The organism is Achromobacter sp., assembly GCF_050285585.1.
GTDB lineage: Bacteria > Pseudomonadota > Gammaproteobacteria > Burkholderiales > Burkholderiaceae_B > Achromobacter.
The window spans coordinates 300760-326559 of sequence record NZ_JBLZXF010000004.1 but is presented as its reverse complement, the minus strand read 5'-3'; the positions used below and the strand labels follow the sequence as shown (position 1 = coordinate 326559).

Here is a 25800-nt window from a genome sequence, read left to right as displayed (position 1 = left end):
GGCGGCTACACCCGCGTGCTGAAGATGGGCTTCCGTCAAGGCGACAACGCTCCCATGGCTTTCATGGAACTGGTTGACCGTCCGGAAGTCGATGAAGCCGCTGAGGACAGCGCTGCCGAGTAAGTTTCGGCAGAGCGATAAGCGACAAGGGCGGGTCTTCGGACCCGCCCTTGTTTTATTTGCGCGGGCGCTTTCCGGGATGGAGGCGCCGGGGCGAACGCATCGGGGCCTCAGGAGGCGTGCAGTTCCCCGCGCAGCTGCGCGGCGGTTGCCGCCAGCGCCTCCGGCGCGGCCTGGGGCGGCATCTTGAACGTCAGGTCCTGCTGCTCGATGTACTGCGTGGAGGTGACGTCCTGCGGATGATGCATGGGGATGACGTGCGCGTGCGCATGCGCCACGTGTATGCCCGTAAAGGCGAAACCGACCCGGTCCACGCGATACAGGCGCTTCATGTGGCGTCCGAGCTTCTGGCCCAGGTTGAGAATGTGGCCCGCCAGATCGGCCGGCATGTCCTCGTAATAGGGGTAGTGCTGTTTGGGGATGATCAGCGTGTGGCCGGGGCGCACGGGCTGGATATCGAGAAAGGCCAGCAGGCGCTCGTCCTCGTGGATGATGTGCGCGGGGATCTCGTGGCGGGCGATGCGGCAGAACAGACAGTTATCGGACATGCGTGCCTCGGTGAAAACGGGTTGCATGGCGGCGCTTGCGGGCCCGGAGGATCCGGGCGATGGCCGCAATACCGATAAAATACCCCGAGTTACGTCCCATACGGGTATTCCAAGGAGGCCTCATGTTGCGCGATGACGACGTTGTGCTGGTCATCAGCAATGCGCCCGACCTGCTTCTGGCCAAGCGGATCGCGCATGTCCTGGTCGAAGACGGGCTGGCCGCCTGCGTGAACCTTGGCGCGCCGGGCCTGTCCATCTACATGTGGAAAGGAGAAGTCGAAGGGGCCGAGGAAATCCCCATCCACATCAAGACCACCTACGCGCGCCACCAGGCCGTTGTGCAGGCCCTGGCGCAGATGCATCCCTACGACGTGCCCGAGATCATCGTGCTGCCGGTCATCGGCGGCGCCGCGCCCTACCTGGATTGGGTGCGCGAACAGACGGCCGTCACGCAGAACAAGAGAGACTGATGTTGCAATTTGCCGGTATCGTCAGCGCGCCGAGGCGTCAGCCTCGCGCAGTCCGCGCTTCGTTCGGGCGATGCCTCGCCCTGTTGGCCGTGGCGCTGATGCTCCTCCTGGGCTGGCAGGCCTCCGCGCGCGCCGAGGCGGATTTCCTGGATCCGGAAAAGGCCTTCGTATTCAGCGCGGAGATGGTGGCGCCCGAAACACTTGAGCTGCGCTACCGCGTCGCGCCCGGGTACTACATGTACCGCGAGCGCTTCGGCATCGCCATCAGCCCCATCGGCGCCGCCACCCTGGGCGAGGCCGTCTATCCCAAAGGCGAGGTCAAGTACGACCCAACCTTCGAGAAAGACATGGAAGTCTTCCACAAGGACGTGGCGATACGCGTGCCGATCGCCGCGGGCGGGCAAGCATTCACGCTGACCCTGACCGGCCAGGGTTGCGCGGACGCCGGCCTGTGCTATCCGCCCATGGACAGCAGCGTGAAGCTCACTCCGGTTGCGGGCGGCTATGCGCTGGCCGGGCCGGCGGGCGCCGCGCCGGCCGCGTCCGGCGCCGCCGGCGGCCTCGGCGCGCTGGTCAACGCCGGCGATACCGGGCTGGCCGACGCGCTGGGCGGATTGGGCTGGGTGAAGACGGCCGGCGTATTCCTGGTGCTGGGCCTGCTGCTGGCGTTTACGCCCTGCGTACTGCCGATGATCCCCATTCTGTCCTCCATCGTGGTGGGCGGCACGGCGCAGGCGCGGCCTTCGCGCGGGCGCGGCCTGGCACTGGCCGCGACCTACGTGCTGGGCATGTCCGTCGTGTATACCGCCTTGGGCGTCGCCGCCGGATTGAGCGGCGCGGGATTGGCCGCGTGGCTGCAGACTCCCTGGATCCTGAGCCTGTTCGCGATCCTGCTGACCGTCTTGGCGCTGGCCATGTTCGGCGCTTTCACCTTCCAGATGCCTTCGGGCATCCAGGCGCGGCTGTCGGAACGCTCGTCGCGCATTCCGGGAGGCCGCTACACCGGCGCGCTGGTGATGGGCGCCCTGTCGGCACTCATCGTCGGGCCATGCGTGGCCGCGCCGCTGGCGGGCGCGCTGCTCTATATCTCGCAGACCGGCGATGTGGTGCTGGGCGGGTCGGCGTTGTTCGCGATGGCGTGGGGGATGGGCGTTCCGCTCCTGATCGTCGGCGCATCCTCGGGAGCCCTGCTGCCCAAGGCCGGCCCCTGGATGGACGGCGTAAAGCGCCTGTTCGGCATGCTGTTGCTGGCGACGGCATGGTGGATGCTGATACCCGTGGTGCCGACCTGGGTGCAGATGACGGGCTGGGCATTCCTGGCGGTGGTTTCCGCCGTGATGCTGCGCGCCTTCGATGCCTTGCCCGAGGGCGCCGGCGCAGCGCGCATGTTCGGCAAGGGCGTGGGGCTGTTGCTTGCGCTCGCGGCCGCCGCCTGGCTGGTGGGAGCCGCCAGCGGAGGACGGGACGTGCTGCAGCCCTTGTCGCACCTGGCGTCGCGCGGCGATACGCCTGCCGCCGCGGCGAACGCCGGCGGGGAACTGCGCTTTACCCGCGTGCGCAACAACGCCGAACTGGATGCCGTGCTGGCGCAAAGCCAGCAGCCGGTCATGCTGGATTTCTACGCGGACTGGTGCGTGTCGTGCCGTGAAATGGAGCGGTTCACCTTCACGGACCCAGGCGTCGCGCAACGCATGGCGGGCATGGTCCTGGTGCAGGCGGACGTGACGGCGAACAACGCCGACGACCGCGCATTGCTCAAGCGCTTCCGCCTGTTCGGCCCGCCGGGCATCATGTTCTTCGAGCCTGGGGGCAAGGAACTGCCCGACGCGCGCGTGGTAGGGTTCCAGGATGCAAAGCGCTTCACCGAATCGCTGGACAAGGTGCTGGTGCGCTGAGTGGCGTTGGCCTTGCCGAGCAAGGCCGTTCGAATGGCATGCAGGCCGCGGCGCGGGGATTCCCGGGCCGCGGCCTTTGTACGTCTAGCCCCGGCTCGTGGCGCGCACGTCGCGATTCTGCCAGCCCAACTCCGCAGAGATCGTATCGGCGCATTGCTTGATGTCGGCGACCAGCGGGCTGCTCCAGCGGGCGTCGAATACGCCGGCCGCGCCGATCGCCGTGACGACGAGGACGACGTTGCCGTTCGAATCGAACACCGGCGCGCTCAGGCCGTTGATGCCGGGAATGGGGTCGCCGACGGCGCGCGCGATCCCGCGCTGGCGCACTTCCCGCAAGGTTCGCTCGAATTTCTCGGTCTTGCTCAGTGAGGGCACCGCGCCCAGCCGCAGAAAATCCTCGTGCAACAGGCTCTCGATTTTCTTGGGCGGCAGCAGCGCCGCGAAAACCTTGCCCGTGGCCGTGTTCGTCAGGGACATCACCGTGCCGGTACGCATGTTGACGTGGATCGGGTAGTTGGATTCGTGCAGGTGCACGATGACGGGGCCCAGATTGCCCAACACCGCGATGGCGATGGTTTGCCCCGTTCTCTCCGCCAGTTCACGGGTGATCGGCACCGCGATCTTGATGGGATCCAGCCTGTGCAGCGCCGCCAGCCCCAGCTGGAGCGCAAGCGGGCCGAGCTCGTACTCGCCCGAGTTCGGATCCTGCCGCACGAGACCCAGATTGCCGTAGCTGACGAGATAGGCATGGGCATTGGCGCCCGACATGCCGGCAGCCTTGGCCAATGCGCCCAGGGGCAATGAGGACGAGTGATCCAGCAGCGCGAGCAGGAGCTTGCCACCGACCTCGATGGACTGGATACCGCGTCTGCGCGGCGACGGTTTGGCTAAGGGCTGGGCGGCATTGCGCTTGCCGGAGTTTGCGTTGGCGGTCATTTTTCTTTATCGAACGAGATTGCCTATGTTAGTACTTTCGCTAATAGCGAACCATATTGACACTATCAAATCACTTATCTACAGTCCTTACAACAAGAAAGCCATCCCGAAACCCAGATCGGGACAAGGCCACCCCATGGGTATGGAGACAACGTGGAAGATTCTCGTCAATACGACTGCGACGTGCTGGTCGTCGGGTCGGGGGCGTCCGGCATGGCGGCGGCGATCACCGCCGCCACGGCAGGCCTGAAGGTCCTGATCGTTGAAAAAGAGCCGCGTTTCGGCGGCTCCACCGCGCGTTCGGGCGGCTGGCTCTGGATTCCGGGCACATCCCTGGCCAAGGTGCAGGGAATACATGAAACGCCCGATGACGGGCGCGCCTATCTGCGCCATGAGGCCGGCGCCAGCTACAACGCCGAACGGGTCGACGCGTTTCTGGAGCACGGGCCGCGGGCCGTGGATTTCTTCACCTCGAAAACCGAAGTCCAATTCGACATGCCGCTGGTGTTTCCCGATTATCACGCCGAGGCGCCGGGGGGGAAACAGGGTGGCCGTTCGATGGTGGCGCGGCCCTATGACGGGCGCAAGCTTGGCGCGCACATCCGGGACCTGGCGCCGGCGCTGCCCGAGCTGACGGTATTCGGCATGATGCTGGGGTCGGGCAAAGAGATCGTGCATTTCATGCGCGCGACGCGTTCGCTGGCCTCGGCCTGGTACGTGGCCAAACGCCTGTCCAAGCATTTCCTGGACGTGGCCAGGCACGGCCGGGGGATGACGCTGACCAACGGCAATGCCCTTGCGGGCCGCCTGGCGGCTTCCGCCTTCAAGTTGGGGATACCGTTGTGGCTGCGCGCCCCGGCCCAGTCGCTCATCATCGAGGATGGCGCCGTGCGCGGCGCGACCGTGCAGCGCGATGGCGCCACCGTGCGCGTGCGCGCGGCCCGCGCCGTGGTGCTGGCTTCGGGCGGCTTTCCTTACGACATCGAACGGCGCAAGCGCCTTTACGCGCATGCGCCGACGGGCATGGAGCACTATTCGCCATCGCCCTCCGGCAACACCGGGGACGGCTTGCGCATGGCCGAAAGCGCGGGTGCCTGCGTGAATGCCGAACTGCCCAACGCCGCCGCCTGGGTGCCGGTGTCCGTGGTGACGCGCAAGGACGGCAGCCCCGGATACATGCCGCACTTCATCGACCGCGCGAAACCGGGCGTCATCGCCGTGACGCGCAATGGCAGGCGCTTTGCCAACGAAGGCAGCTCTTACCATGACTTCGTGCAGGAGATGGTGCGGGCGTGCCAGGGGCAGGGCGAAGTTTGCGCATGGCTGATCTGCGACCACAAGACGCTGCGGAAATACGGCCTGGGCAGCGTCGCGCCGTTCCCGCTGCCCATCAAGCGCTACCTGGATACCGGCTACCTGACGCGGGCCGCCTCGGTGGCGGAACTGGCGCAGAAGACCGGCATCGACGCAGGCAGCCTGCGGCAGACCATCGAGGCGTTCAATCGAGAAGCCGCGCTGGGACGCGATCCGGCATTCGGCAAGGGCAGCAAGGCCTACAACCGCTACCAGGGCGACGCCCTGCATGGCCCGAACCCTTGCGTGGCGCCGATCGTGAAGGGGCCGTACTACGCGATCAAGATGATGATCGGCGATATCGGCACCTTCGCCGGCTTGAAAGTGGATGGCGAGGGCCGGGCCTTGAGCGGGCAGGGCGAGGTCATCCCCGGCCTGTACGCCGTGGGCAACGACGCCTGCAGCATCATGGGCGGCAATTATCCTGGCGCCGGCATCACCTTGGGACCGGCGTTGACGTTCGGCTACATCGCCGGCCAGAGCATCGCCGCCGGCGCGGCGGTCCAGGGGGCGGCATGAACGGCGCCCCAGCGGGATTGCTGCAGGGCAAGCTGGCGCTGGTCACCGGCGCGGGGCAGGGCAACGGACGCGCGATTGCGCTGGGCCTGGCCGCAGCCGGGGCGCGTGTGGTGGCCACGGACGTGCACGCCGGCAATGCCGCGCAGACGGCCAGCGACATCGCCGCGGCAGGCGGCCAGGCCTGCGCCCATGCGCTGGACGTGACCGACCCCCAGGCCTGCGCGGCCATTGCCGCGGCCATCCGGAAAGAGCAGGGCCCCATCGACGTGCTGGTCAATAACGCCGGCATCCTCATCCGGGAAGGCATCGACAGCCCGCGCGCCGCCGAGAACTGGCGCCGGGTGCTCGACGTGAACCTGAACGGCGGCTTCAACATGATCCATGCCTTCCTGGACGCGTTGCGCGCCACGCGCGGCGTCATCATCAACGTGGGCTCCATCGCATCCTTCGCGGGCGTGGGATCCACCCTGGGGTACTCGCCGTCCAAGGGCGGCGTGAAGATGATGACGCAGGCGATGGCGCGCGATCTTGCGCCGGACGGCATACGCGTCAATGCGATCGCGCCTGGCGTCATCGAGACGCCGATGACGCAGTACACGCGGGACGACCCCGCGCGCCTGGCGGGCTTCATGCAGCGCATTCCGCTCGGCAGGGTGGGGCAGCCGGAGGACCTGGCCGGACCCGTCGTATTCCTGGCTTCGCCCATGGCGGCCTACGTAACGGGCGTGTCGCTGCCGGTGGACGGTGGCTACCTCGCCGTATAGCGGCGCCACGCGGAAGGCGCCGAACCCATCATCGACTTGCAGCACATCTGAAAAACACAGGAGACAGCGATGAAAGCAACGGGGATTTTCTCCACCTTGTCGAAGGCCGCCGTGCTATGCGCGCTGGCCATCGGCGCGCAGGCCCAGGCCCAGGATATCAAGATCGGCTTCAACGGCGATCTGTCGGCCTCGCCGTCGGCGCAAAGCGGGCAGGCGGCGGTGCTGGGGCTGCGCACCGCCATCGACGACATCAACGCGGCTGGCGGCCTGCTGGGCCGCAAGCTGGTGCTGGTGGTGCGCGATGACCTGTCCCAGCCGCCCAAGTCGATCCAGAACATGACGGACCTGATCGACAACGAGAAGGTCGTGGCGATCGTGGGGCCGACCAATTCCGGCAATGCGCTGGCCTGGAAGCACATTCCGAACCAGAAAAAGATCCCGGTGATGGGCGCGATCGGTTCGGGCACCGACATCACCAAGCCCGTGCGCGCGGGCGCCGCCAACTACATGTTCCGCGTGGGCATGGTGGACCGCGAGCAAGTGGACGGCGTGATCGGCTACCTGAAGAAGAATCCCAAGGTCAAGAACGTGGGCTTCCTGATCGAGACCACCGGCTATGGCCAGAGCGCGCTGAAGGACCTGGAGGAGGTCGGGGCGGCGCAGGGCGTCAAGGCGGTTGCCGTGGAGAAGTTCGGCGTGGCCGACACCGACATGACGTCGCAGCTGAACAAGCTGAAGGCGGCGGGGGTGGACACGGTGGTGATCTGGGCGCAGAGCACGCCGATCGCGCACGTGTTCCGCAGCATGGAGAAGATCGACTGGTTCCCCTTGACGCTGACCTCGTGGGCGGCGGACAACATCGCGTTCTACGATACGGCGGGCAAGACGCTGTCGGAGAAGCCCTTCTTCCTGCGGACCATCACCGACAACCGCACGCCCGCGCAGCAGAAGCTGTACGACCGCGTGTCGGCCAAGATGACCTCGCCCACCGCCTTCGGCTTTCTGGCGCACGCCTACGACGGCATGAACCTGCTGGGCATCGCGATCAAACAGGCCAATTCCACCGATGGGGAGAAGGTGCGCCTGGCGCTGGAGAACCTGCAGGGCACCTACGAGGGCGCCATGAAAACCTACGAAAAGCCCTTCTCCGCGACCGTGCATGACGCGCTGCTGGTGGGCGACTACAAGTGGGCGCACTGGCAGGACGGCAAGCTGGTTCCCTACGCCGACGACGTGACCGCCGCCGCCTCGAAGTAGGCGCGGGCAGCGACAGGAACAAGGGGCCATCATGTTGGCGACATTGTTGCAGGCGCTCGTCAGCGGCCTGGCCGTGGGGGGCGCGTACGCGCTGGTGGCGCTGGGATTCAGCATTACCTTCACCACCACCCGGACGCTGAACTTCGGGCATGGGGAGTTCGTGTCCGTGGGCGCGTTCGTGGGGGTGGGCGCCCTGTTCCTGTTCGCGGGGAAGCCGGTTACGACGGCGGCCTTCACAGGCCTGGAACTGAGCGGCTGGCAGTATCTGCTGGCGGGCCTGGCCGCCGTGCTGGCGATGGGCCTGCTGGGCGTGCTGCTGTATGCGTTCGGCGTGAAGCCGTTCGCCTCCCGGCCCGGGATGGCCTGGGTCATGAGCACGCTGGGCTTCGGCATCCTGCTTCAAAGCGCGGCCTTCGCGGTCTGGGGGCCGGCGCCCGTCACCGTGCCCGCGCCGTTCGGCGACGAGGTCATCCGGGTGTTCGGCGCCGGCGTGCGCAGCCAGGAGCTGCTGCTGCTGGCGGTGGCGGTGGCCATCATGGTGCTGTTCGACCGCATCATGAACCGCACGGTGCTGGGCAAAGCCATGCGGGCCGTGGCCGCGAATCCGGCGGTGGCCAACCTGATGGGCATCAATGTGAACGCGGTGATGACGGGGGCGTTCTTCGCCAGCTCGGCGCTGGCGGGGCTGGCGGGGTTTCTGGTCGCGCCGATCACCTCCGCGTCGATCTTCATGGGCCTGGCCATCGGGCTCAAAGGATTTTCCGGCGCCATGATCGGGGGGCTGTCCAATCCGCGCGGCTGCGTGCTGGGCGGCTTCGTGCTGGGGATCCTGGAGTCGTATGTGAACCTGTGGCAGTCGCAGTGGCGCGAGGTCGCGGTTTTCGGACTGGTGATACTGGTGTTGGCGGTAAGGCCAACCGGCCTGTTCGGCAAGCGACTGGTGGAGAAGGTATGAAGCGGCACGGACAAACCCTGATTACCGTGGCGCTGGCGGCGGCGTTCGCGGTGTTCGCGGCGCTGGTGGATAACGATTACTACCTGCGCATCGTGTTCATGGCTTGCGTGTACTACCTGTGCGCGGCGGGCGTGAATGTGCTGGTGGGCTATGCGGGCCAGAAGTCGCTGGGCCAGGCGGGCCTGTTCGCGGCGGGCGCCTATACGGCGGCCCTGCTGACCTCGCGCTGGCAGATCGACCCCTGGCTTGCATTGGCGGCCGCGCCCGTGGTGGCCGGCGCGTTCGGCGTGCTGATCGCGTTGCCCTCGTTGCGCGTGAAGGGACCTTACCTGGCCATGGTGACGCTGGCGTTCGGCATTGTCGTGGAGAAGATCGTCACCGAATGGGTAGACGTCTTCGGGGGGCCGTCGGGGCTGTTCGGCATCATGCCGCTGACCTGGCGGGGCGATCCGTTCACCAACCAGCAGTGGGTCTGGTTCGCGCTCGCGCTTTGCGTGGCGACGCAGCTGCTGCTGCGCAACGCGCTGGACGGGCGTTTCGGCCGGGCGCTGCTGTCGGTGCAGGCGGACGAAATCGCCTCGTCGTCCGTGGGCGTCCGGGTATACCGCGTCAAGGTCATCGCGTTCGTCGTGGCGGCCGTCACCTGCGGAATCGCCGGCGCGTTGGTGGCGCAGCAGAACCAATACATCAATTCGGACTTCATCACTTTCAATCTGTCTATCTTCATCCTGCTGCTGGTGCTGTTCGGCGGCGCGGGGTCGAAGGCGGGGCCGGCTGTCGGCGCCATCGCGCTGACCATCATCGATGCGCTGCTCGCGCGCTGGCCGTCGGTGCAGCACTTCTTCTATGGCGCGCTGCTGCTGTTCGCGCTCTATTTCATGCCAGGCGGCGTCATGGGACTGTTTTCGCCCCGAGCGCGCCGCGCCGCGGATGCGCAGCCGGAGAAAGGCGGCGAGGCGGCGCCGCCGGTCGCGCGCCAACGGCATGCCCCCTCCCAGGAGGACCTGCTTCTGGTGGTGGAGAATCTCTCCAAGGCGTACGGCGGCGTGAAGCCCGCGCAGGACATTTCCTTTTGCCTGAGGCGCGGCCACGTGCATGCGCTGATCGGCCCCAACGGCGCGGGCAAGAGCACGCTCATCAATATGCTCAGCGGCGTGGTCGTTCCGGATGCCGGCGTCGTCCGTTTCCGCGGCACGGATATCGCGGGAGAGCGTGCGCATGCCATCTGCGCGCTCGGCATCGGCCGCAGCTTCCAGAACCTGCGCCTGTTCGGCGATCTATCGGTGCTGGACAACGTGCTGCTGGGCCGCCATAGCCGCATGAAGAACGGATTCTGGGCGTCGCTGCTGGGCTTGCCGGGGGCTCGCGCCGAAGAGCGCCGGGCGCGCGAACACGCGCACAGGCTGGTGCGGATGGTCGGCCTGGCTCATCTGGCCGGCACGCCCGCGGGCAGCCTGCCCTACGGGCTGCAGCGGCGGGTCGAGCTTGCGCGCGCCCTGGCGACGGAGCCGACGCTGTTGCTGCTGGACGAGCCGGCGGCGGGCCTGAACCCGCAGGAGACGGCGGAGCTGGGCGAACTGCTCGTGCGCGTCGGCACCGCCTGCGGCATCACGCTGCTGATGGTCGAGCATCACATGGACCTGGTTATGGCTATTTCGGATCACGTGATCGTGCTGGACTACGGCATCAAGATCGCCGAGGGCAAGCCTGCGCAGGTACAGGCGGACAAGCGGGTGATCGAAGCCTATCTCGGGACCGGCATGGCCTGAGGCCAGGCCCCAATGCGCATGAACAGGCCGTAAGACGATGCTGAAACTAGAATCCGTGCAGATTTCGTATGGCGCCATCCAGGCGGTGCGCGACGTGTCGCTGGAGATCCGCGCCGGCGAGATCGTGACCATCATCGGCGCCAACGGGGCGGGCAAGAGCACCCTGCTCAAGGGCATTGCGGGGCTGGAACCCTTGCAGGGCGGCCGGGTAACGTTCGACGGGCGCGACATCACGCAGGTGCCGGCCCACCTGCGAGTCGGCCTGGGCCTGGCCCTGTCGCCGGAAGGCCGGGGCGTATTCGCCGACCAGACGGTTTACGACAACCTGGTGCTGGGCGCCTATCTGCGGCGGCGGGAACCGGCGGCGGTGGCCGAAGGGGTGGAGCGCGGCTACCGGCTGTTTCCGCGCCTGCGCGAACGCCGGGACCAGCTTGCCGGCACCTTGTCCGGCGGCGAACAGCAGATGCTGGCGATGGCGCGCGCCTTGATGAGCGAACCGCGGCTGCTGTGCCTGGACGAGCCTTCCCTGGGCCTGGCGCCGCTGATCGTGCAAGACATCTTCGTCGCGATCCGCAAGCTGCGCGACGACGGCCTGACAATCGTGCTGGTGGAACAGATGGCCAACCAGGCGCTGGGCGTGGCCGACCGGGCCTACGTGCTCGAGACGGGGCGCATCACGTTGAGCGGATCCGGAGCGGCGCTGCTGCGCGATCCCAGCGTGCGCGCGGCATACCTCGGCGCGCATTGAGTCCGCGCGCGAGGCGCGCTACCATGTCCGCTGCGCCGCGTGGGCGGCGCGTCCAACCCCTCAGGCCGGCGCCGTGACGTCACCAACAGTTGATGCAAGCCAGGACCGAACAGGTCTTATCTATCTTCAATTGATGTTCGTCATGGCCACGTGGGGCCTGAACATCGTCTCGGTCAAATACCTGACGCTGCACATGGACATCCAGGCGCTGGCCGCCGTGCGGATCGTCATCGCGTTCATCACCGTCACCCTCATCATCAAGGCCCGCCGCGGCCGCGTCCCCAAGCTGGGCCGCGCGGAGCTGGGCTGGGTCGCCCTGGCGGGGTTCCTCGTGGTGTATGCGCACCAGGTGGCGCTGGTGTCGGGCCTGCGGTTCTCTTCGGCCGCCAACGGCACGCTAATCATGGCCACGAGCCCCTTGCTGTCCGCATTGCTCGCCGCCCTGTTCTACCGCGAAAAGCTGACGCTGGTGCGCATCTCGGGAGCATTGCTGGGCCTGCTCGGCGTCGGGATGGTGGTGGCGGGCAGCGGCGCGCAGTTCGGACTGACGGGGTGGGGCGACGCCATCGTGTTCCTGGCCGTCCTGGTGTTCGTCTGCGGCGGCCTGGTGATCCAGCGCATGTCGCGCATGATGGATCCGCTGGGGATGCTCTGGTACATGTACCTGGCCGGCGGCCTGATGCTGGTCGTGCACGCGGCGCTGACGCCGGCGTCGTACCAGGCCGATACGTGGCAGATGGCCTGGTGGCCGTGGCTGGTCCTGCTGTTCTCGGCCGTGATCGCGTCGGGGGTCAGCAACATCATGTGGAATGCCGGCATCGCCAGGCTGGGCATCAGCCGCGCGGCCCTGTTCGTGAACTGGCTGCCGATTTTCGGATTGCTGTTCGCTGCGCTGTTCCTCGACGAGCACGTCACGCCCACGCACGTGGCCGGGCTGGCCTGCGTGTTGGGCGGAACGTGGCTGGGCTTGCGGCGCGCCGCGCCGGTGGCGCGCGGCGAGGCGGCCGCGAAGGGGTAATGCGGCGGGCGTCGCGGGCGACGCCCGCGAAGGCGGCCCGCTGCCCGCGGCGGGATCAGCGCTGGCTCTTCAGCAGCTTCGCGGCTTCGATCGCGAAGTACGTCAGGATGCCGTCCGCGCCCGCGCGCTTGAACGCCAGCAAGGCTTCCATCATCACCTTGTCGTGATCCAGCCAGCCATTGGCCGCGGCGGCCTTGATCATCGCGTATTCGCCGCTGACCTGGTAGGCGAACGTGGGCACGCGGAAGGTGTCCTTGACGCGCCGCAGCACGTCCAGGTACGGCATGCCGGGCTTGACCATGACCATGTCGGCGCCTTCCTGCAGGTCGGCCGCGACTTCGCGCAGCGCCTCGTCCAGGTTGCCCGGATCCATCTGGTAGGCCATCTTGTTGGACTTGCCCAGATTGGTCGCGGAGCCGACGGCGTCGCGGAACGGGCCGTAGAAAGCGCTGGCGTACTTGGCCGAGTAGGCCATGATCTGGGTGTGGATGTGGCCCTTGGCTTCCAGCGCGCGGCGCACGGCGCCGATGCGGCCGTCCATCATGTCGCTGGGCGCGACCATGTCGACGCCGGCCTCGGCCTGGGTGAGCGCCTGCTTGACCAGGATCTCGACCGTGGGCTCGTTCATGACGTAGCCGTTCTCGTCGATCACGCCGTCCTGGCCGTGGCTGGTGTACGGGTCCAGCGCCACATCGCACAGCACGCCGAGCTCGGGCACGCGCTGCTTCAGTTCGCGGACGATGCGGGGGATCAGGCCGTCGGGATTGGTCGCCTCGATGCCGTCGGGCGTCTTGAGCGCGGGGTCGATCGCGGGAAAGAGCGCCAGCACCGGAATGCCGAGCTCCACGCATTCCTCGGCCACAGGCAGCAGCGTGTCCAGCGAATAGCGGACCACGCCGGGCAGCGACGGCACTGCTTGCTGCAGGCCGGTGCCTTCCGCCACGAACACGGGATAGATCAGATCGTTGGCCGTCAGGGCGTTCTCGCGCACCAGGCGGCGGGTGAAATCGTCGCGGCGCAGGCGGCGGGGGCGGGATACCGGGAATTCAGGGGAGATGATCTGCGGGTTCATGGTACGACCTTGGGGGAAATCCAGTTTTCGATGTGCGTGCCGGCCTCTTCCAGGCCGATGCGCTCGGGCGCCGAGAACGGAACGGTGTGCAGGGCGCCGATGTCGGCCAGGTCCTTGCGCACGGAGAAGACGGTGCGCATGCGCTGGCCGTAGGGCAGCTTGTCGGCCTTGGTCAGGAGCGCCAGCACCGGGCGTCCGGTGGGGGCGATGAAATTGGCGAGGCGGCGGTCCAGTTCGGTGACGCCGCGGCGGATGTCGATGAGCAGCACGATGCCGACCAGCGATTCGCGGTCGCGCAGATAGCCGCCCAGGATGTCCGCCCATTTTTCCTTTTCGTCGCGGGCCACGGACGCATAGCCGTAGCCGGGCAGGTCGACGAGAAAGCCGATGTGGCCTTCCGGATCCAGGGGGTCGGGCAGGCCGAACATATTGATCAGCCGCGTGCGGCCCGGCGTCTTGCTGGAAAACGCAAGGCGGCGCTGGTTGCACAGCACGTTGATGGCCGTGGATTTGCCGGCGTTCGAGCGGCCGACAAAGCAGACCTCGGGGGCGCCGGCGGCCGGCAGCTGGTCGAGGCGAGCCGCGGAAGTGAAGAAGGAGGCGCGATGTAGGAGGGACACGGATGGCTTTGGATACGGTTGGTTTCGAGCCCTATTGTATAATCCGGCGTTTGCAACAGTGGTCCCCGTGCGCGGAGCCGTCTTTTTTGCTTACTGTTTAGGTGCCAGCGGCAACTTGGCAGGCAGAATGGGCAAATGAGGTTCGATACGGTTTTCCAGGGTGTGCGGGGCAGGCGTGGGCGCCTTTTTGCGCCTTGATCGATGTGATCGTCGAGGTCTTCATGAAGCGTGTGCTGTCCCGGATGTTGGTTGCGAGCGGGCTGTTGCTCGGCGCCTCCGCCTTATCTACTACGAGTTTCGCCGCCGAAGGCGCCGCGGGCCCGGTAAAACCAGATGCCGCCAAGGGCGGGCAGCTGTTTGACCAGGGCGATGCGGCCAGGGGCATCATTGCCTGTGCGTCCTGTCATGGCGCGGCGGGCAATAGCACCATACCGGTGAATCCCAATCTTGCTGCCCAGCCGCACGAATACCTGGCCAAGCAGCTGGCCGACTTCCAGGTCAAGCCCGGCGCCAAGGTGCCCGTGCGCAACGGCCCGGAAGGCAATCCCACCCCGATGACGGCCATGGCGCAGAACCTGACGCCGGCCGACATGCAGAACATCGCGCTGTACCTGGCGCAGCAACCCCTCAAGGAGCCGGCCACGGCCGGCCACGAGAACCTGGTTGATCTGGGTCAAAAAATCTGGCGAGGCGGCTTGCCCGAACGCAATGTCCCCGCGTGCGCGGCATGCCATTCTGCCAATGGCGCGGGCATGCCCGCCCAGTACCCCCGCCTGTCGGGCCAGTTCCCGACGTACATCGAAGAGCAGCTGAAGCTGTTCCGCAGCGGCGACCGCAAGAACGACATCATGTTCGCCATTGCCGACCGCATGTCGGATGCCGATATCAAGGCGGTGTCGGATTACGCGGCCGGCTTGCGGTAGGCGCTTGCCCGCAACGTGCGCGGCCGGTCCGCGTTCTGCAACCGAGCGTAGCGGAACCTCGTTCCGCTACGCGTTGTCTATGAGGGGGGTAGCCGACAGCGCGGCCCCCCTTTTTTCATGAATTCGACCCGAACACATACCCGCCCCTCTTTCCGCACCCTGCCCGGCGATTTTTTCGAATTGCTGGGCTCGATGCGTTTCGCCGTCAGCCTGCTGATGTTCATCTGCGTGGCGAGTCTGGTGGGGACGGTGCTGCAGCAGAACCGCTCGTCCAGCAACTATATCGATCAGTTCGGGCCGTTCTGGTTCGAAGTATTCGACAAGTTCTCGATCTGGCACGTCTACAACAGCTGGTGGTTCCTGCTGATCATGGGGTTCCTGGTCGTGTCGACCTCGGTCTGCCTGATCCGCAACGCGCCCAAGATGCTGCGCGATGCGCGTTCGTTTCGCGAGCATGTCCGGGCCAGCAGCCTGCGCGCCTTCCCGCATCGCGTCGAAACGGAAGCGCCCACCGACGTGCCGCAGACCGTGGCGGGCCTGAAGGCCCTGTTGGGCAAGCTGGGCTACGCCGTGCGCGAACGCCGGGACCAGGACGGCGTGCTGCTCGCGGCCAAGAAGGGCAGCGCGAACCGCCTGGGCTACGTATTCGCCCACGCGGCCATGGTCATCATCTGCATCGGCGGCCTGCTGGACAGCGAACTGCCCGTGCGCCTGCAGGTCATGTTCGGGGGCAAGAAGCCCATCGTCGAGAACATGCTCATCTCCGAGGTCCCGGAAAGCGGGCGCCTGTCGGTCGACAATCCCAGTTTCCGCGCCAGCGTGCTGGTGCCCGAGGGCGGGCAGGCCAGCACGGCGGTCGTGATGGTGGGCGACGGCGCCCTGGTGCAGCCGATGCCGTTCACGCTGAAGCTCAAGAAATTCGTGGTGGATTACTACTCCACCGGCATGCCCAGCCGCTTCCTGAGCGAGGTAGAGGTCACCGATCCCGATACCGGCAAGACTTTCGATTCCACCATCGAGGTCAACGAGCCGCTGCGCTTCAAGGGCATGACGGTCTACCAATCGAGTTTCGACGATGGCGGCAGCACGGTCGCGTTGAAAGGCTATCCGCTGGTAGGTTCCAATGACACCCCATTCACCGTGGACGGCACGGTGGGCAAGAAAACCGAAGTGACCGCTCACACGGCTTCCGGCCCGCGCGGCATGGGCGTTGAGATCACGGCCCTGCGGCCGATCAACGTCGAGGACCTGACCCGTGGCGAACCGAAAGGGGCCAGCCAGAGCTTCGCGGAGCACGTCGCGTCGGTGTCCGGCAGCGCCGCCGGCAAGAAAAACGAGAACCTGCGCAACGTCGGTCCCAGCATCGAGTACAAGCTGATCGACGACGCCGGCCAGGCCCACGAATTCCAGAACTACATGCTGCCCGTCCAGCTGGACGGCGCCAGCGTGTTCCTGGCCGGCGTGCGCAACAACGCGTCCGAACCGTTCCGCTACCTGCGCATCCCGGCGGACGAGGACAGCTCGATCGCCGAATTCATGCGCCTGCGCGCCACCCTGGCCGATCCGGAGGCGCGGCAACTGGCGGCCCGCCGCTTCGCGGAGCGCAACAGTCCGTCGGGGACGGATCGCCAGCCCTTGCAGACGGCCGCGGAGCGGGCCCTGGATACTTTCGCGTCGGGCGGCCTGCAGGCCGTGGCGCAGTTCCTGCAGGCCAATACGCCTTCCCAGGACCTGGAGCGGGCGGCCGACGTGGTGATACGGCTGATCGGCGCCAGCATGAACGAATTGCGCGCCATCGAGCGCGAGCGGGCCGGCCTGCCGCCCGTGGCCGCCGAAGGCCAGGACGGGGAGCGCGCCGCGGTCTGGTCGCGCCTGGCCGTGGCCGCGCTGTCGGACCTGACCGTGTATCCGGCGCCCGTATTCCTGTCGCTGGCGGACTTCAAGCACGTGCAGGCCAGCGTGTTCCAGGTCAGCCGCACGCCGGGCAAGAACACCGTGTACCTGGGCAGCCTCCTGCTCGTCCTGGGCGTTTTCGCGATGTTCTATATTCGAGACCGCCGCATCTGGATCTGGATCAAGCCGCAAGACAGCGGCAGCAGCGTCCTGGCGGCCATGACGTCCCAGAAGCGTACACTGGACTTCAATCAGGAGTTCGAACGCTTCAAGCAGGCGCTGCTGCGCCAGAAGAGGTCTTAAGGTTCCCCTATGTCCACGACGACCACCACGCATCCCACGCAGCCGGAAACGCTGACCGCGTCGCCGGAACTGCTCTGGCAGGACAGCCTGTCCGAAACGGGCGACGGCCGCGCGCAGCGCGGCAAGCCCGACTGGACCGACATCGTCTTCTTCCTGCTGCTGGCGACGGGCGCCGCCTTCGCGCTGACCCGCTATAGCGGGGCGATGGACTATTACGAAAAGATCATCCTGTGCGGCACCGTTCCGGCGCTGGCCTGGATGGGCTGGCTATGGCGTCCGCTGCGCCGCCTGATGGTGGCCTGTGCCATCGCGGCCGGGCTTGCCTTGATGCTCTATGGCAACGATCTGGCCCGCGCCGAGCAGGTGTTCTTCCTGAAGTACCTGTTCTCGTCGCAATCCGCGATTCTCTGGATGTGCGCGCTGTTTGCGCTGGCCATGGTCTGCTACTGGATCGGGGTCTTCAGCCCCACGGCAGCCTGGCTGGGCACGGCGCTGACCTGGGGGGCGGTATTCGCGGGCTGCACGGGCCTGCTGGTGCGCTGGCGAGAGGGGCACCTGATGGGGCCGGACCTGGGCCATATTCCCGTCAGCAACCTGTATGAAGTGTTCGTGCTCTTTTCGCTGATCACGGCGCTGTTCTACCTCTACTACGAACGCAAGTACGCCACGCGCGCGCTGGGCGGCTTCGTGCTGCTGGTGGTGACTTCCGCCGTGGTGTTCCTGCTCTGGTACTCGTTCACGCGCGACGCGGGGCAGATCCAGCCGCTGGTGCCGGCCTTGAAGAGCTGGTGGATGAAGCTGCACGTGCCGGCCAATTTCATTGGCTACGGCACCTTCTCGCTGGCCGCCATGGTCGGTTTCGCCTACCTGATCAAGCAGCATGGGCAGACCACTTCCTGGGCCAGGCTGGCGCCGCTGTTCGTGCTGGGCGTGCTGCTTTGCGCCGAACCCATGGTGTTCCGCACCGACGGCCTGTCGGCCACCTGGATGCTGTATTTCGGCCTGGGCGCGGTGATCGTGGGCGCCATCCTGCTGGGGCGCCGCCGCATCGCCGCGGCGCTGCCCTCGCTGGAAGTGCTGGACGACATCATGTATCGCGCCATCGCGGTCGGCTTTGCGTTCTTCACGGTTGCCACCATTCTCGGTGCGCTGTGGGCGGCAGACGCCTGGGGCGCATACTGGCAATGGGACCCGAAAGAGACCTGGGCGCTGATCGTCTGGCTCAACTACGCGGCTTGGCTGCACATGCGCCTGATCAAAGGGCTGCGCGGCACCATGGCGGCCTATTGGGCGCTGACGGGCCTGCTGATCACGGGTTTCGCCTTCCTGGGCGTGAACATGTTCCTGTCGGGTCTGCACTCCTACGGCGAGCTGTAGCCGGGCCCTTCCCGTCACGCCGTCATGACGACCATCACCGGCTGCGACGAGAAGGCCTTGAAGCCGGGCGCGTTGATGTTGTTCTGCAGGGTCAGGCTGGTCATGCGGACGATGGGCGCGCCGCGCACGAGCATGCTGTACGCACCGGTCATATAGCGCGATTGGCCCATGAAGGTCTGCGAGATCACGCCGCCGCCCACGCCCGCGGTGTCGCCCAGCGTCACGGGCACCGGCGTGGCCAGATTGTGCACGGGCGCGCACATCAGCCATACGTTCCATACCACCGGGACGCCCATCGACGACGTCGCCGTGTCGATATGCGGCACCGGCGGCACGGGCGTTTTGCAGACGTCGGGAAATCCCACGGCCAGGCTGGGCAATTGGCAGACGGCGAGCATGTCATTCCTCCTAGTTCGATGGCGGCGCGGCGGTGCCGCGCCGGGTCAGCCCGTTGCGCGCCCCGCCGACCACAGTTCGGCTTCGAGCAAGGGCGCGTCGTTTTCGATGATGCCGTGGCGTTGCGTCCACCGGGCGCCCTGGGTCAACGCCCGGTGCATGCGCGTGCGCATGAACGTTGCATCACGCAGGTCGGCGCGGTCGAGATCGGCCAGCGAGAAATCGGCATCGGCCAGGTGAGCGCCGCGGAAATCGGCGCCGGCGCAGCGCGCGCGCTGAAACACGCACAGGCATAGGCTGGCGCCGCGCAAGGACGCGCCGTCCAGGGTCGCCTCGACCCAGATGGCGCCGTCGAAGCGGCCTCCTTGCAGGTCGGCCCCGCTCAAATCGGCCAGGGGGAACAGGCTCTGCGGGGCCGATGCGCCGGCAAAGCGCGCGCCGCGCAGCGAGGCGCCCTTGAAACCCGCCTGGCGCAGGTCGGTATTGCGGAAATCCGCCGCATCCAGTTTGCAGTCCGTGAAATGACAAAGCGGATAGGCTTGCGAGGCGAAATCCTGGCCGCTCAGGTCGCATTCGATGAACATGGTGCTTTCCGCATTGGCGCCCGCCAGCATGCAACTGCGCAGATCCATTTGATGGAACAGCGTAAAGCTCACCTGGGTCTGAGACAGGTCCGCGCGCGCCAATGCGCTTTTCGAGAACACCGCGCGGTCCAGGCGGGCGCTTTGCAACGATGCGCCCTCGAACGAGGTCGCGTTGAACGAGGATTCCTTCAGCCAGGCCCGCTCCAGGCTGGCGCCATCCAACACGCATTCCATGAAGTTGGCGCCGTGCATCCGGCTGCGATCGAGCTTCGCGCGAGGGGCGTTGCAACGGAATAGCCGCGCCATATCCAGGTTGGCGCCGGTCGCGTTCCAGTCCGTCATGTCGCAGCCGAGGAACTGGCTGTCCTGCAACTGGCTGTCGATCATCCTGGCGCCGCCGAAATCCACGTGATTGAAGAAGGCGCCCGACAGGTCCATGCCAGAAAGCTCCGCCCCGGCCAGGCTGACGTGTTCTATTGGCTCGCCATGCTGCACGCAGTCCATCAACCGGTCGAGGTTCAAGCGGCATTCTCCGGCTGCCGGGCTGGCCAGCGCTTGGCCCCCTGCGTGTAGGTATCGCCCAGGCCGGTGCTGCCGTCCATCTGCGCTTGCGCAACATCCGCGCGAAAGAGGTTGGCGCCGGCCAGGTCGGCGTGCAACAGGACGGCCTTGCCGAGCAGGCTGTTGATCAGGTTGGCGTTGCGCAGCCGGGCGCCCGTGAAATCCGCGCGCACGAAATGCGTGTTCGGCGCCGTCACGCCGGTCAGGTCGGCGTCCCGCAGACGGCACGCCGAGAAGTCGCTGGCGTCCAGCTGGGCGTCGCGCATGTCGGCGCCATCGAGGATGGCGCCGCGCGCGCTGCCCTGCTTGAATCGCGTGCGGCGCAGGCAGGCGCCGGGGATTTCGACGCGCCCCGCAAACGCGCAGCCGTCGAGCGTGGCGTCTTCCAGGCTGAAGCGGCCCGAGAAATCCACGTCCATGAAACTCACGCGCACCAGATCCGCTTGGGAGAAGTCGGCGTCGGCGAGCGCGCCCTGCATGAATACGCATTGGTCGAGCCGCGCCTGCTGGAAGCGGCAGCTCGCCAGCGTGGCGCTCATGGCGGCCCATTGTTCGAGCGAAGCGCGGGAAAAATCGCAATCGCGCAGTCGCGCCTGGTACAGCCGTCCCAGCTGCCACGTGCTGCCGACGAAGCTGCAGCGTTCGCAGTCCGCACTATCCCAGATCGTCTCCTTGACCTGGCTCTGTGCAAAGTCCGCCTGCACGCAACGGGTCCGGCCCAGGTTGGCGCGCGTCAGGTTGACGCCGCGCATGCCCGTGCGGGTAAGGTCGGCGCCGGTCAGCACGGCATCGGTCAGGTCGCTGCCGTCCAGCCGGGCATCGATGAGCCTGGCGCCGGCCAGGATCGCGCGTTGGAGGTTGACCCCGGAAAGATCCATGCCGGACAGGTCGGCACCGGTGAGATTCATGTCCTTGCAGTCCCGATCGCCTTTCAGGCGTGCTTCCAGCTTGCGGCGGGTGCGTTGCGCGCGCAGCGGCGACATGGGCGGGGGCGGGGCGAAATGGTGCGCGGACTGCTGGTAGGCCTGATGAACCTGGGGAGTCAGCGTCTGCGAAAGGGGAGGCGGCGAGCCGATTTCGGCGCCCGGTCCGGCATGCGCGTGGGGGCTGGCGTCGAATTCGGCGAGATGCCGCCTTATCTTGCGGGGATCGAAACCGGGAGACGGTTCGCCCTCGCCGTCCAGCTTGCGCAGCGCGTCGACGTCCACGCCAGACACTTCAGCCATGGCCGGCAGGCTGGGATCGGCCAGCGCGCGCGCGGCGGGGCCGGTGGCAAGGCGCTTGGCCTCTTCGAGCTCGTCTCGCAAGCGCATGACCGTCTGCGGCATGTCGGCCAGTTTCGGCGACGCGGGCGGCGGCTCCAGGGGCGGCATGTATAAGTCCGGATCCAGTCCTTGTGCGAGTAAAGACTCGCGTTCCTTGGCATGGCGCCGTGCCGCGCCTGCATAGACTCTTTTGCTCGAAGGGCGCTGAACCGCCGCGTCCATATCGACGTGGGGCAGTTCGCCGCAGATATCCTCCGGCACGAGCTGCCCGTCCTGAAGGGCGTGGACGGCGCCAAGCTCCGGATCGAGCCGTTGCCGCACCACGGCCTCGTAGTGGGCCATGTCGCGCGGCAGGCCGGCATGCTCCATGGCGGGCATGATGTGCAGGATGTCGGCGGCGTCATCTTCGCGGACGGACAAGGCGCCATGCCAGATCAGCGCCATTCGCAAGTGATCCGGGAAGAACCAGGCCGTGGTGAGGCGCAGCGGAATTTCTTCAAGCGCGCCGCCGTCTGCCTCTCGACTGGCGAAGCAGCGGGCTCGCCAGCCGGGCAGCCGGCCGCGCAGCACGGGACGCTCGGGGTGCATGTTCCACAGCCCATACTCCGCGCCGCCTTCCAGCTCGGCGTTCGCCGGCCCCCATTGGTCGGGCGAGGCGGCGTTGAAGTAGCGCCAATCCATATCCGGCGCGAATCCGGGGAAATCATGCTCCAGCCATTGTTGCCCGTACTCGCGGCCCAGGTGCGCCGCTCGTTGCGGCCAATCCATGGCCAAGGGCGCGAAGCTGGCCGGCGCCACCCGCTGCGCCGGATCGTGGATGCGTTCCCGCGGGTGTTCGATATTGGGCAGGCGGCGCACGCGCACGCCGTTGATGTCTTCGTCCCGGGCGCCGATGCCCAGCGGATTCTCGGCGACCTCCGGGCCGCCATAGGCGCGGCTCCAGTCCAGGCGCATGCGCTCAAAGGGCTGAGGGGCGGTCGCCCGCCCATCGAGCCAATAGCGGTCGCCGAAGACCAGCAGCGACTTGTCTATGGCGCCGACCTTCAGGCGCACGGCGCAAGCTGCCGGGTTGCTGGAATCATGCGGGTAGGCATGGCCCGAGACCAGCACTTCCGGGTGCCGCTTGGGGGTGGCCAGATCCAGCAGGCCCCCGGCTTCCGCGCCTACCAGTTTCCAAAGTTCCTGATCCATGAGCAGCATGGGCGACTTCTCGATATCGACCAGCGCGGATACCGACACGCCCAGCACGTCGCGGCGTTGCCAGCGGTAGGGCCGGGTGAGCAGGCCCAGGCGGAACGGCTTGAGGGTCTTCATGGCTTATCCGGTGGCCTGGTCCACGGCGATGTCATGCGTCGCTGGATCCACGCGCACGCGTATCGTTTTTCCGGCGCTGAAGTCGGCGAGATGCAGCGGCGACAGCGGCAGGCTGAGCGTGCGCGTCAGCGCGGGAGTGGCGTCGGTGGCGGCGACCTCCAGGTCCAGTTCGATGATGAAGTACAGCGTATCGCCGATGCGGCGGCGCGTGTCGCGCGCCGCGGCGACGCGCGCCGTGCTCGCCAGGCCGCTGCCGCGCAGGGACGCCTGTCGCTGCGCGTCGCGGCGACCCGCCGCGCGCCGCCGGCGCTCGCGCCACAGCATGAACGCCGCTTGCGCCAGGGAGAGCAGCAGTACTAGCCATACCCATTTCGCCCAGCCCGGCCAGGCATCCAGGAAGTCGGACATGGCAGCCTCAGAGTATGCTCCAGAGACCCACCATCGACGCGCCCAGGCCCACCTTTTTGGCCTCGACCGCGTCGAACTGGTAGCCCTGGCCCGTGGTCCGGAACGAGGTCACTTGTCCAATGTTGCTGACGACGGCGTAGTTGGTGAACGACAGGTTCAGCATGACGGTGGTCCGGAACAAGGCGACGCGCCATCCGCCAAACTCCGCCTTGGCAAGGGTCAAGCCGACGGAAAAGGGCGTCGCCTGCAGCCAGCTGCTCTTGGACAGATCCTTGACATTGGACGCATCCAGCACGATGTCCGCGGGGGTCTCAAGGGTGATCTGCCCGTTCGCCTTGAGCTTCGCAGAGGAGGACTCCGACTCGATATGCATCTCGCCCTTGGACTTGGCCGTCATATTGGCCGTTTCCGATTGCACCAGCATCGCGGTCTTGGCCTTCACGTCCATGTTCGCGTCGGTGGAACGCAGTTCGACCTTGCCCTTGGCCTTCTCGGTGAGGGTGCCCGTCTTTACGTGATGCAGCGAATCGCCTTCGTCCACGTAGACTTCCTCGCCGTTCTTCAGCGTTTCCTTGAACGGCCCGGTGATATCGCGCTCCTCGCCCTTCGCGGCGACCGTCGTCTTCAAGCCCTTGTCGAACTTCTCGTCCATCAGGCCTTCTTTCACGTTGACGGTGCGCGATGCCTTGACGGTGTATTCCTCGTGCCCCTTGACGAAGACGTCGCGCCGCTTTTCGACCCTCAGGTTGTCGGTACCCGTGACCTTGATGTCGCGGTTGCCGCCGATCTTGGTGGTGTCATTGTCGCCGATGGTGGTCGTCCGGCTCTCGTCCGTCGAATGGAATTCGTTGGCTTCGACCTCGGTGCAGAGTTCGCGCTCGGCGTGCAGCCAGATCCGTTCGCTGCCGCTCTTGTCTTCGAACATGAGCGCGTTCGCCGTGGCGGGCGTGCCGCTCTTGGAGCGGCTCAGGAAGCCGCTCTGCGTCGCGTTGTCGGGCAGGTCCCAGGGCGGCAGGTTATTGGCGTTGAAGACCCGGCCGATCACGATGGGACGGTCGGGCTGACCGCCGATGAAGTCGACGATCACCTCGTCTCGAACGCGCGGCAGCTGGATCCCGCCGAAGCCGCCGCCGGCCCAGGGGCTGGACACGCGCACCCAGCACGAACTGTTCTCGTCCTTCTTGCCGTAGCGGTCCCAGTGGAACTGCACCTTGACCCGGCCCATCTTGTCCGTCCAGATCTCTTCTCCCTGCTTGCCCACCACCGTGGCGGTCTGGGGCCCGTGCGTGCGGGGGACCGGCGTGAGACGCGGCGCGCGGAACTGCGTGCTGGAGGGGAGCACGACGAATTCCAGCTCGAAACTGCCGGGATCGGGCTGGCCGCTGGCGTAGCCCGATTCACGGATCCGGTAGTAGGCGCTGACGACCAGGTACTCGCGGTTCTCGGCCTGGCGCGGGTGGTTGCGCAGGGTAAAGAGGTGGCCCGGGGCAAGCCCCCGGGCGTTGGAGGAGCCGCTGTTCTGCTCCTTCCTGCATTGCAGGTCTTCCAGCCGCACCCGCGTGTAGTGCTCGGCGTCATCGGGGTTGGTGTAGCCCCCTTGCCATTCATACATTTCCAGGTCGCCGTGGTCATGGGCGCCGGGATTGTTGCGGCGCGCCTCCAGGCTGGCAGCCGGCGTCAGCGGATGATAGTCCGTCGTGGCGAAGGCGCCGGGCGTGATCTGCTCGGCCACTTCCCATTTATCGATGTAATCCTCGCGCGGCGTGGTGATGCGATCGGGCCCGTAATAGGGGATCTGCTCGTAATCCGGCATGGGTTCATGCTGGGTGATGTCGTCGGTAAGGACCAGCGTGTGCTTGCCCTTGTCGTGCTTGAACCAGTAGTAGATGCCTTCGTGCTCCATCAGCCGGCAGATGAAGGCGTAATCGGTTTCCTGGTACTGCACGCAGTATTCCCAGTTGCGGTAGCTGTCCACGAGCTTGAACTCGACGGGATAGTCATAGTCCTTCAGCACCTCGCGGATGACGTCCGGCACGCTCTTGTTCTGGAAGATCTTGTTGTCCGAGGTCTGCGTCAGGTACCAGAGCCACGGGCGCACCGTGGCGCGATAGATGGTGTAGCGTGAAGTATTGTTCTCGCGCCCGACGAGCGCGCAGCGCGTGATGTGTCCGCTGATGTAGCGGGGCGTGGCCGACGAGGTTTCGATCTCGAGCGTGAGCGGCTTGCCCAGCAGCGATTTCATGTCCAGCGAATAGGATTCCGACACCAGTTCGACCTCCAGTTCGAACAGCTGGGAAAGACCCTCGGCGCCATGCATGCCGCGAAATTTCAGCTGTTCGGGCGGCAGGGGCGTATGCGCCTTGACGACGCGTTCGCTTGGCACGTTGCGGTCCATCTCACCGTCTCCTTATGAGAATTCGCCTGTTGCTGCGCTTGCTGCTCTGGATGTTTCGCGGCCGCGCACAAGGCGGGTCGCGATGACTGCATAGGGATGATCGGCCACGCAATGGGGCCGCTTGCAAAGGGCAGGCACGGTCGCAATGCGCGTGCCGGCGCCGGGGAAGTCTGTCTCTGAATCGGAAGCGCGCCGGTCTGCCGCCAGCGTGAGCGCCGATTGTAGGCAGGCCCCCAAAGGGCCGAGAAGCGCTCTCACATGCTTTTGTGTTTTTTACGCTTCGGTAACACGCGGGGCCCCTCGAACCGCGTTGCGTAAGAAATATGTCAAAAGATCA

The 25800-nt window shown here is 66.5% G+C and carries 22 protein-coding genes; 13 read left to right on the top strand and 9 right to left on the bottom strand.

Going from position 1 to position 25800, the window contains the following annotated elements; all coding sequences use genetic code 11:
* Positions 1–123 (top strand): L17 family ribosomal protein (locus ACN6PJ_RS09090; RefSeq protein ID WP_427995545.1); only part of this gene is annotated, 123 nt, incomplete at its 5' end.
* A gap of 107 nt (positions 124–230) precedes the next feature.
* Here ACN6PJ_RS09090 and ACN6PJ_RS09085 read toward each other — a convergent pair.
* Positions 231–668: an HIT family protein gene (locus ACN6PJ_RS09085; RefSeq protein ID WP_427995531.1), complete on the bottom strand. Its 438-nt coding sequence runs from the start codon at positions 666–668 to the stop codon at positions 231–233.
* A gap of 122 nt (positions 669–790) precedes the next feature.
* Here ACN6PJ_RS09085 and cutA point away from each other — a divergent pair, with 122 nt between their 5' ends.
* Positions 791–1138 carry a divalent-cation tolerance protein CutA gene (gene cutA / locus ACN6PJ_RS09080; protein WP_054457254.1) on the top strand — a complete coding sequence of 116 codons (348 nt, stop codon included), beginning with the start codon at positions 791–793 and terminating at the stop codon, positions 1136–1138.
* The gene (gene dsbD, locus ACN6PJ_RS09075; RefSeq protein WP_427995530.1) at positions 1138–3033 is read left to right on the top strand and encodes a protein-disulfide reductase DsbD; all 1896 of its coding nucleotides are present in this window, start codon (positions 1138–1140) and stop codon (positions 3031–3033) included. Before cutA ends, dsbD begins: the two co-directional genes overlap by 1 nt.
* Before the next feature lie 84 nt (positions 3034–3117).
* Here dsbD and ACN6PJ_RS09070 read toward each other — a convergent pair whose 3' ends face one another.
* Positions 3118–3969, bottom strand: a complete 852-nt coding sequence (locus ACN6PJ_RS09070; RefSeq protein WP_427995529.1) for an IclR family transcriptional regulator — start codon at positions 3967–3969, stop codon at positions 3118–3120.
* A 153-nt stretch (positions 3970–4122) separates the two neighbouring features.
* On the opposite strand from ACN6PJ_RS09070, the gene ACN6PJ_RS09065 reads away from it, so the two are divergent.
* From ACN6PJ_RS09065 to ACN6PJ_RS09035, 7 genes are all read left to right on the top strand, one after another.
* Entirely contained in the window at positions 4123–5841 is a 1719-nt protein-coding gene (locus ACN6PJ_RS09065; protein WP_427995528.1) for an FAD-dependent oxidoreductase, read from the top strand.
* Complete coding sequence (locus ACN6PJ_RS09060) at positions 5838–6605, top strand: SDR family NAD(P)-dependent oxidoreductase (RefSeq protein WP_427995527.1); 768 nt, start codon at positions 5838–5840, stop codon at positions 6603–6605. Before ACN6PJ_RS09065 ends, ACN6PJ_RS09060 begins: the two co-directional genes overlap by 4 nt.
* A gap of 69 nt (positions 6606–6674) precedes the next feature.
* Entirely contained in the window at positions 6675–7862 is a 1188-nt protein-coding gene (locus tag ACN6PJ_RS09055) for an ABC transporter substrate-binding protein (RefSeq protein WP_427995526.1), read from the top strand.
* Positions 7863–7893: 31 nt separating this feature from the next.
* On the top strand, positions 7894–8817 hold the full coding sequence (locus tag ACN6PJ_RS09050) for a branched-chain amino acid ABC transporter permease (RefSeq protein WP_427995525.1): 924 nt from the start codon (positions 7894–7896) through the stop codon (positions 8815–8817).
* A complete protein-coding gene (locus ACN6PJ_RS09045; RefSeq protein ID WP_427995524.1) occupies positions 8814–10586 on the top strand; it encodes an ABC transporter permease subunit in 1773 nt (590 codons plus the stop codon). Before ACN6PJ_RS09050 ends, ACN6PJ_RS09045 begins: the two co-directional genes overlap by 4 nt.
* 37 nt (positions 10587–10623) lie before the next feature.
* The gene (locus ACN6PJ_RS09040) at positions 10624–11334 is read left to right on the top strand and encodes an ABC transporter ATP-binding protein (RefSeq protein WP_427995523.1); all 711 of its coding nucleotides are present in this window, start codon (positions 10624–10626) and stop codon (positions 11332–11334) included.
* Positions 11335–11467: 133 nt separating this feature from the next.
* A complete protein-coding gene (locus tag ACN6PJ_RS09035; RefSeq protein ID WP_427995544.1) occupies positions 11468–12352 on the top strand; it encodes a DMT family transporter in 885 nt (294 codons plus the stop codon).
* A 55-nt stretch (positions 12353–12407) separates the two neighbouring features.
* Here ACN6PJ_RS09035 and hemB read toward each other — a convergent pair whose 3' ends face one another.
* On the bottom strand, positions 12408–13424 hold the full coding sequence (hemB, locus tag ACN6PJ_RS09030) for a porphobilinogen synthase (RefSeq protein WP_427995522.1): 1017 nt from the start codon (positions 13422–13424) through the stop codon (positions 12408–12410).
* Complete coding sequence (gene yihA / locus ACN6PJ_RS09025) at positions 13421–14044, bottom strand: ribosome biogenesis GTP-binding protein YihA/YsxC (RefSeq protein ID WP_427995521.1); 624 nt, start codon at positions 14042–14044, stop codon at positions 13421–13423. The genes hemB and yihA overlap by 4 nt, the downstream gene beginning before the upstream one ends.
* A 221-nt stretch (positions 14045–14265) precedes the next feature.
* Here yihA and ACN6PJ_RS09020 point away from each other — a divergent pair, with 221 nt between their 5' ends.
* The 3 genes from ACN6PJ_RS09020 (at position 14266) to ccsB (ending at position 18540) form a co-directional block, all read left to right on the top strand.
* Entirely contained in the window at positions 14266–14967 is a 702-nt protein-coding gene (locus tag ACN6PJ_RS09020) for a c-type cytochrome (RefSeq protein WP_427995520.1), read from the top strand.
* A gap of 117 nt (positions 14968–15084) precedes the next feature.
* The gene (locus tag ACN6PJ_RS09015) at positions 15085–17163 is read left to right on the top strand and encodes a cytochrome c biogenesis protein ResB (RefSeq protein ID WP_427995519.1); all 2079 of its coding nucleotides are present in this window, start codon (positions 15085–15087) and stop codon (positions 17161–17163) included.
* Between the two features lie 9 nt (positions 17164–17172).
* Entirely contained in the window at positions 17173–18540 is a 1368-nt protein-coding gene (gene ccsB, locus ACN6PJ_RS09010) for a c-type cytochrome biogenesis protein CcsB (RefSeq protein WP_427995518.1), read from the top strand.
* Between the two features lie 14 nt (positions 18541–18554).
* On the opposite strand, the gene ACN6PJ_RS09005 is transcribed toward ccsB, so the two are convergent.
* Genes ACN6PJ_RS09005 through ACN6PJ_RS08985 form a run of 5 tightly spaced genes read right to left on the bottom strand, consistent with a single transcriptional unit; the run spans position 18555 to position 25463 of the window.
* Positions 18555–18938, bottom strand: a complete 384-nt coding sequence (locus ACN6PJ_RS09005; RefSeq protein WP_427995517.1) for a DUF4150 domain-containing protein — start codon at positions 18936–18938, stop codon at positions 18555–18557.
* 45 nt (positions 18939–18983) lie between these two features.
* Positions 18984–20042, bottom strand: a complete 1059-nt coding sequence (locus ACN6PJ_RS09000) for a pentapeptide repeat-containing protein (RefSeq protein ID WP_427995516.1) — start codon at positions 20040–20042, stop codon at positions 18984–18986.
* Positions 20039–22660, bottom strand: coding sequence for a DUF2169 family type VI secretion system accessory protein (locus ACN6PJ_RS08995; protein ID WP_427995515.1), 2622 nt, complete (start codon positions 22658–22660; stop codon positions 20039–20041). The genes ACN6PJ_RS09000 and ACN6PJ_RS08995 overlap by 4 nt, the downstream gene beginning before the upstream one ends.
* A gap of 3 nt (positions 22661–22663) precedes the next feature.
* Positions 22664–23068: a hypothetical protein gene (locus ACN6PJ_RS08990; protein ID WP_427995514.1), complete on the bottom strand. Its 405-nt coding sequence runs from the start codon at positions 23066–23068 to the stop codon at positions 22664–22666.
* A 7-nt stretch (positions 23069–23075) separates the two neighbouring features.
* A complete protein-coding gene (locus ACN6PJ_RS08985; protein ID WP_427995513.1) occupies positions 23076–25463 on the bottom strand; it encodes a type VI secretion system Vgr family protein in 2388 nt (795 codons plus the stop codon).
* Positions 25464–25800 lie beyond the last annotated feature (337 nt).

Bases quoted from the DNA above. Each gene is read 5' to 3' on its own strand.
- ACN6PJ_RS09085 (WP_427995531.1), bottom strand. From the start codon at position 668: ATGTCCGATAACTGTCTGTTCTGCCGCATCGCCCGCCACGAGATCCCC.
- cutA (WP_054457254.1), top strand. From the start codon at position 791: ATGTTGCGCGATGACGACGTTGTGCTGGTCATCAGCAATGCGCCCGAC.
- dsbD (WP_427995530.1), top strand. From the start codon at position 1,138: ATGTTGCAATTTGCCGGTATCGTCAGCGCGCCGAGGCGTCAGCCTCGC.
- ACN6PJ_RS09070 (WP_427995529.1), bottom strand. From the start codon at position 3,969: ATGACCGCCAACGCAAACTCCGGCAAGCGCAATGCCGCCCAGCCCTTA.
- ACN6PJ_RS09060 (WP_427995527.1), top strand. From the start codon at position 5,838: ATGAACGGCGCCCCAGCGGGATTGCTGCAGGGCAAGCTGGCGCTGGTC.
- ACN6PJ_RS09055 (WP_427995526.1), top strand. From the start codon at position 6,675: ATGAAAGCAACGGGGATTTTCTCCACCTTGTCGAAGGCCGCCGTGCTA.
- ACN6PJ_RS09050 (WP_427995525.1), top strand. From the start codon at position 7,894: ATGTTGGCGACATTGTTGCAGGCGCTCGTCAGCGGCCTGGCCGTGGGG.
- ACN6PJ_RS09045 (WP_427995524.1), top strand. From the start codon at position 8,814: ATGAAGCGGCACGGACAAACCCTGATTACCGTGGCGCTGGCGGCGGCG.
- ACN6PJ_RS09040 (WP_427995523.1), top strand. From the start codon at position 10,624: ATGCTGAAACTAGAATCCGTGCAGATTTCGTATGGCGCCATCCAGGCG.
- ACN6PJ_RS09035 (WP_427995544.1), top strand. From the start codon at position 11,468: ATGTTCGTCATGGCCACGTGGGGCCTGAACATCGTCTCGGTCAAATAC.
- hemB (WP_427995522.1), bottom strand. From the start codon at position 13,424: ATGAACCCGCAGATCATCTCCCCTGAATTCCCGGTATCCCGCCCCCGC.
- ACN6PJ_RS09020 (WP_427995520.1), top strand. From the start codon at position 14,266: ATGAAGCGTGTGCTGTCCCGGATGTTGGTTGCGAGCGGGCTGTTGCTC.
- ACN6PJ_RS09015 (WP_427995519.1), top strand. From the start codon at position 15,085: ATGAATTCGACCCGAACACATACCCGCCCCTCTTTCCGCACCCTGCCC.
- ccsB (WP_427995518.1), top strand. From the start codon at position 17,173: ATGTCCACGACGACCACCACGCATCCCACGCAGCCGGAAACGCTGACC.
- ACN6PJ_RS09005 (WP_427995517.1), bottom strand. From the start codon at position 18,938: ATGCTCGCCGTCTGCCAATTGCCCAGCCTGGCCGTGGGATTTCCCGAC.
- ACN6PJ_RS08995 (WP_427995515.1), bottom strand. From the start codon at position 22,660: ATGAAGACCCTCAAGCCGTTCCGCCTGGGCCTGCTCACCCGGCCCTAC.
- ACN6PJ_RS08990 (WP_427995514.1), bottom strand. From the start codon at position 23,068: ATGTCCGACTTCCTGGATGCCTGGCCGGGCTGGGCGAAATGGGTATGG.
- ACN6PJ_RS08985 (WP_427995513.1), bottom strand. From the start codon at position 25,463: ATGGACCGCAACGTGCCAAGCGAACGCGTCGTCAAGGCGCATACGCCC.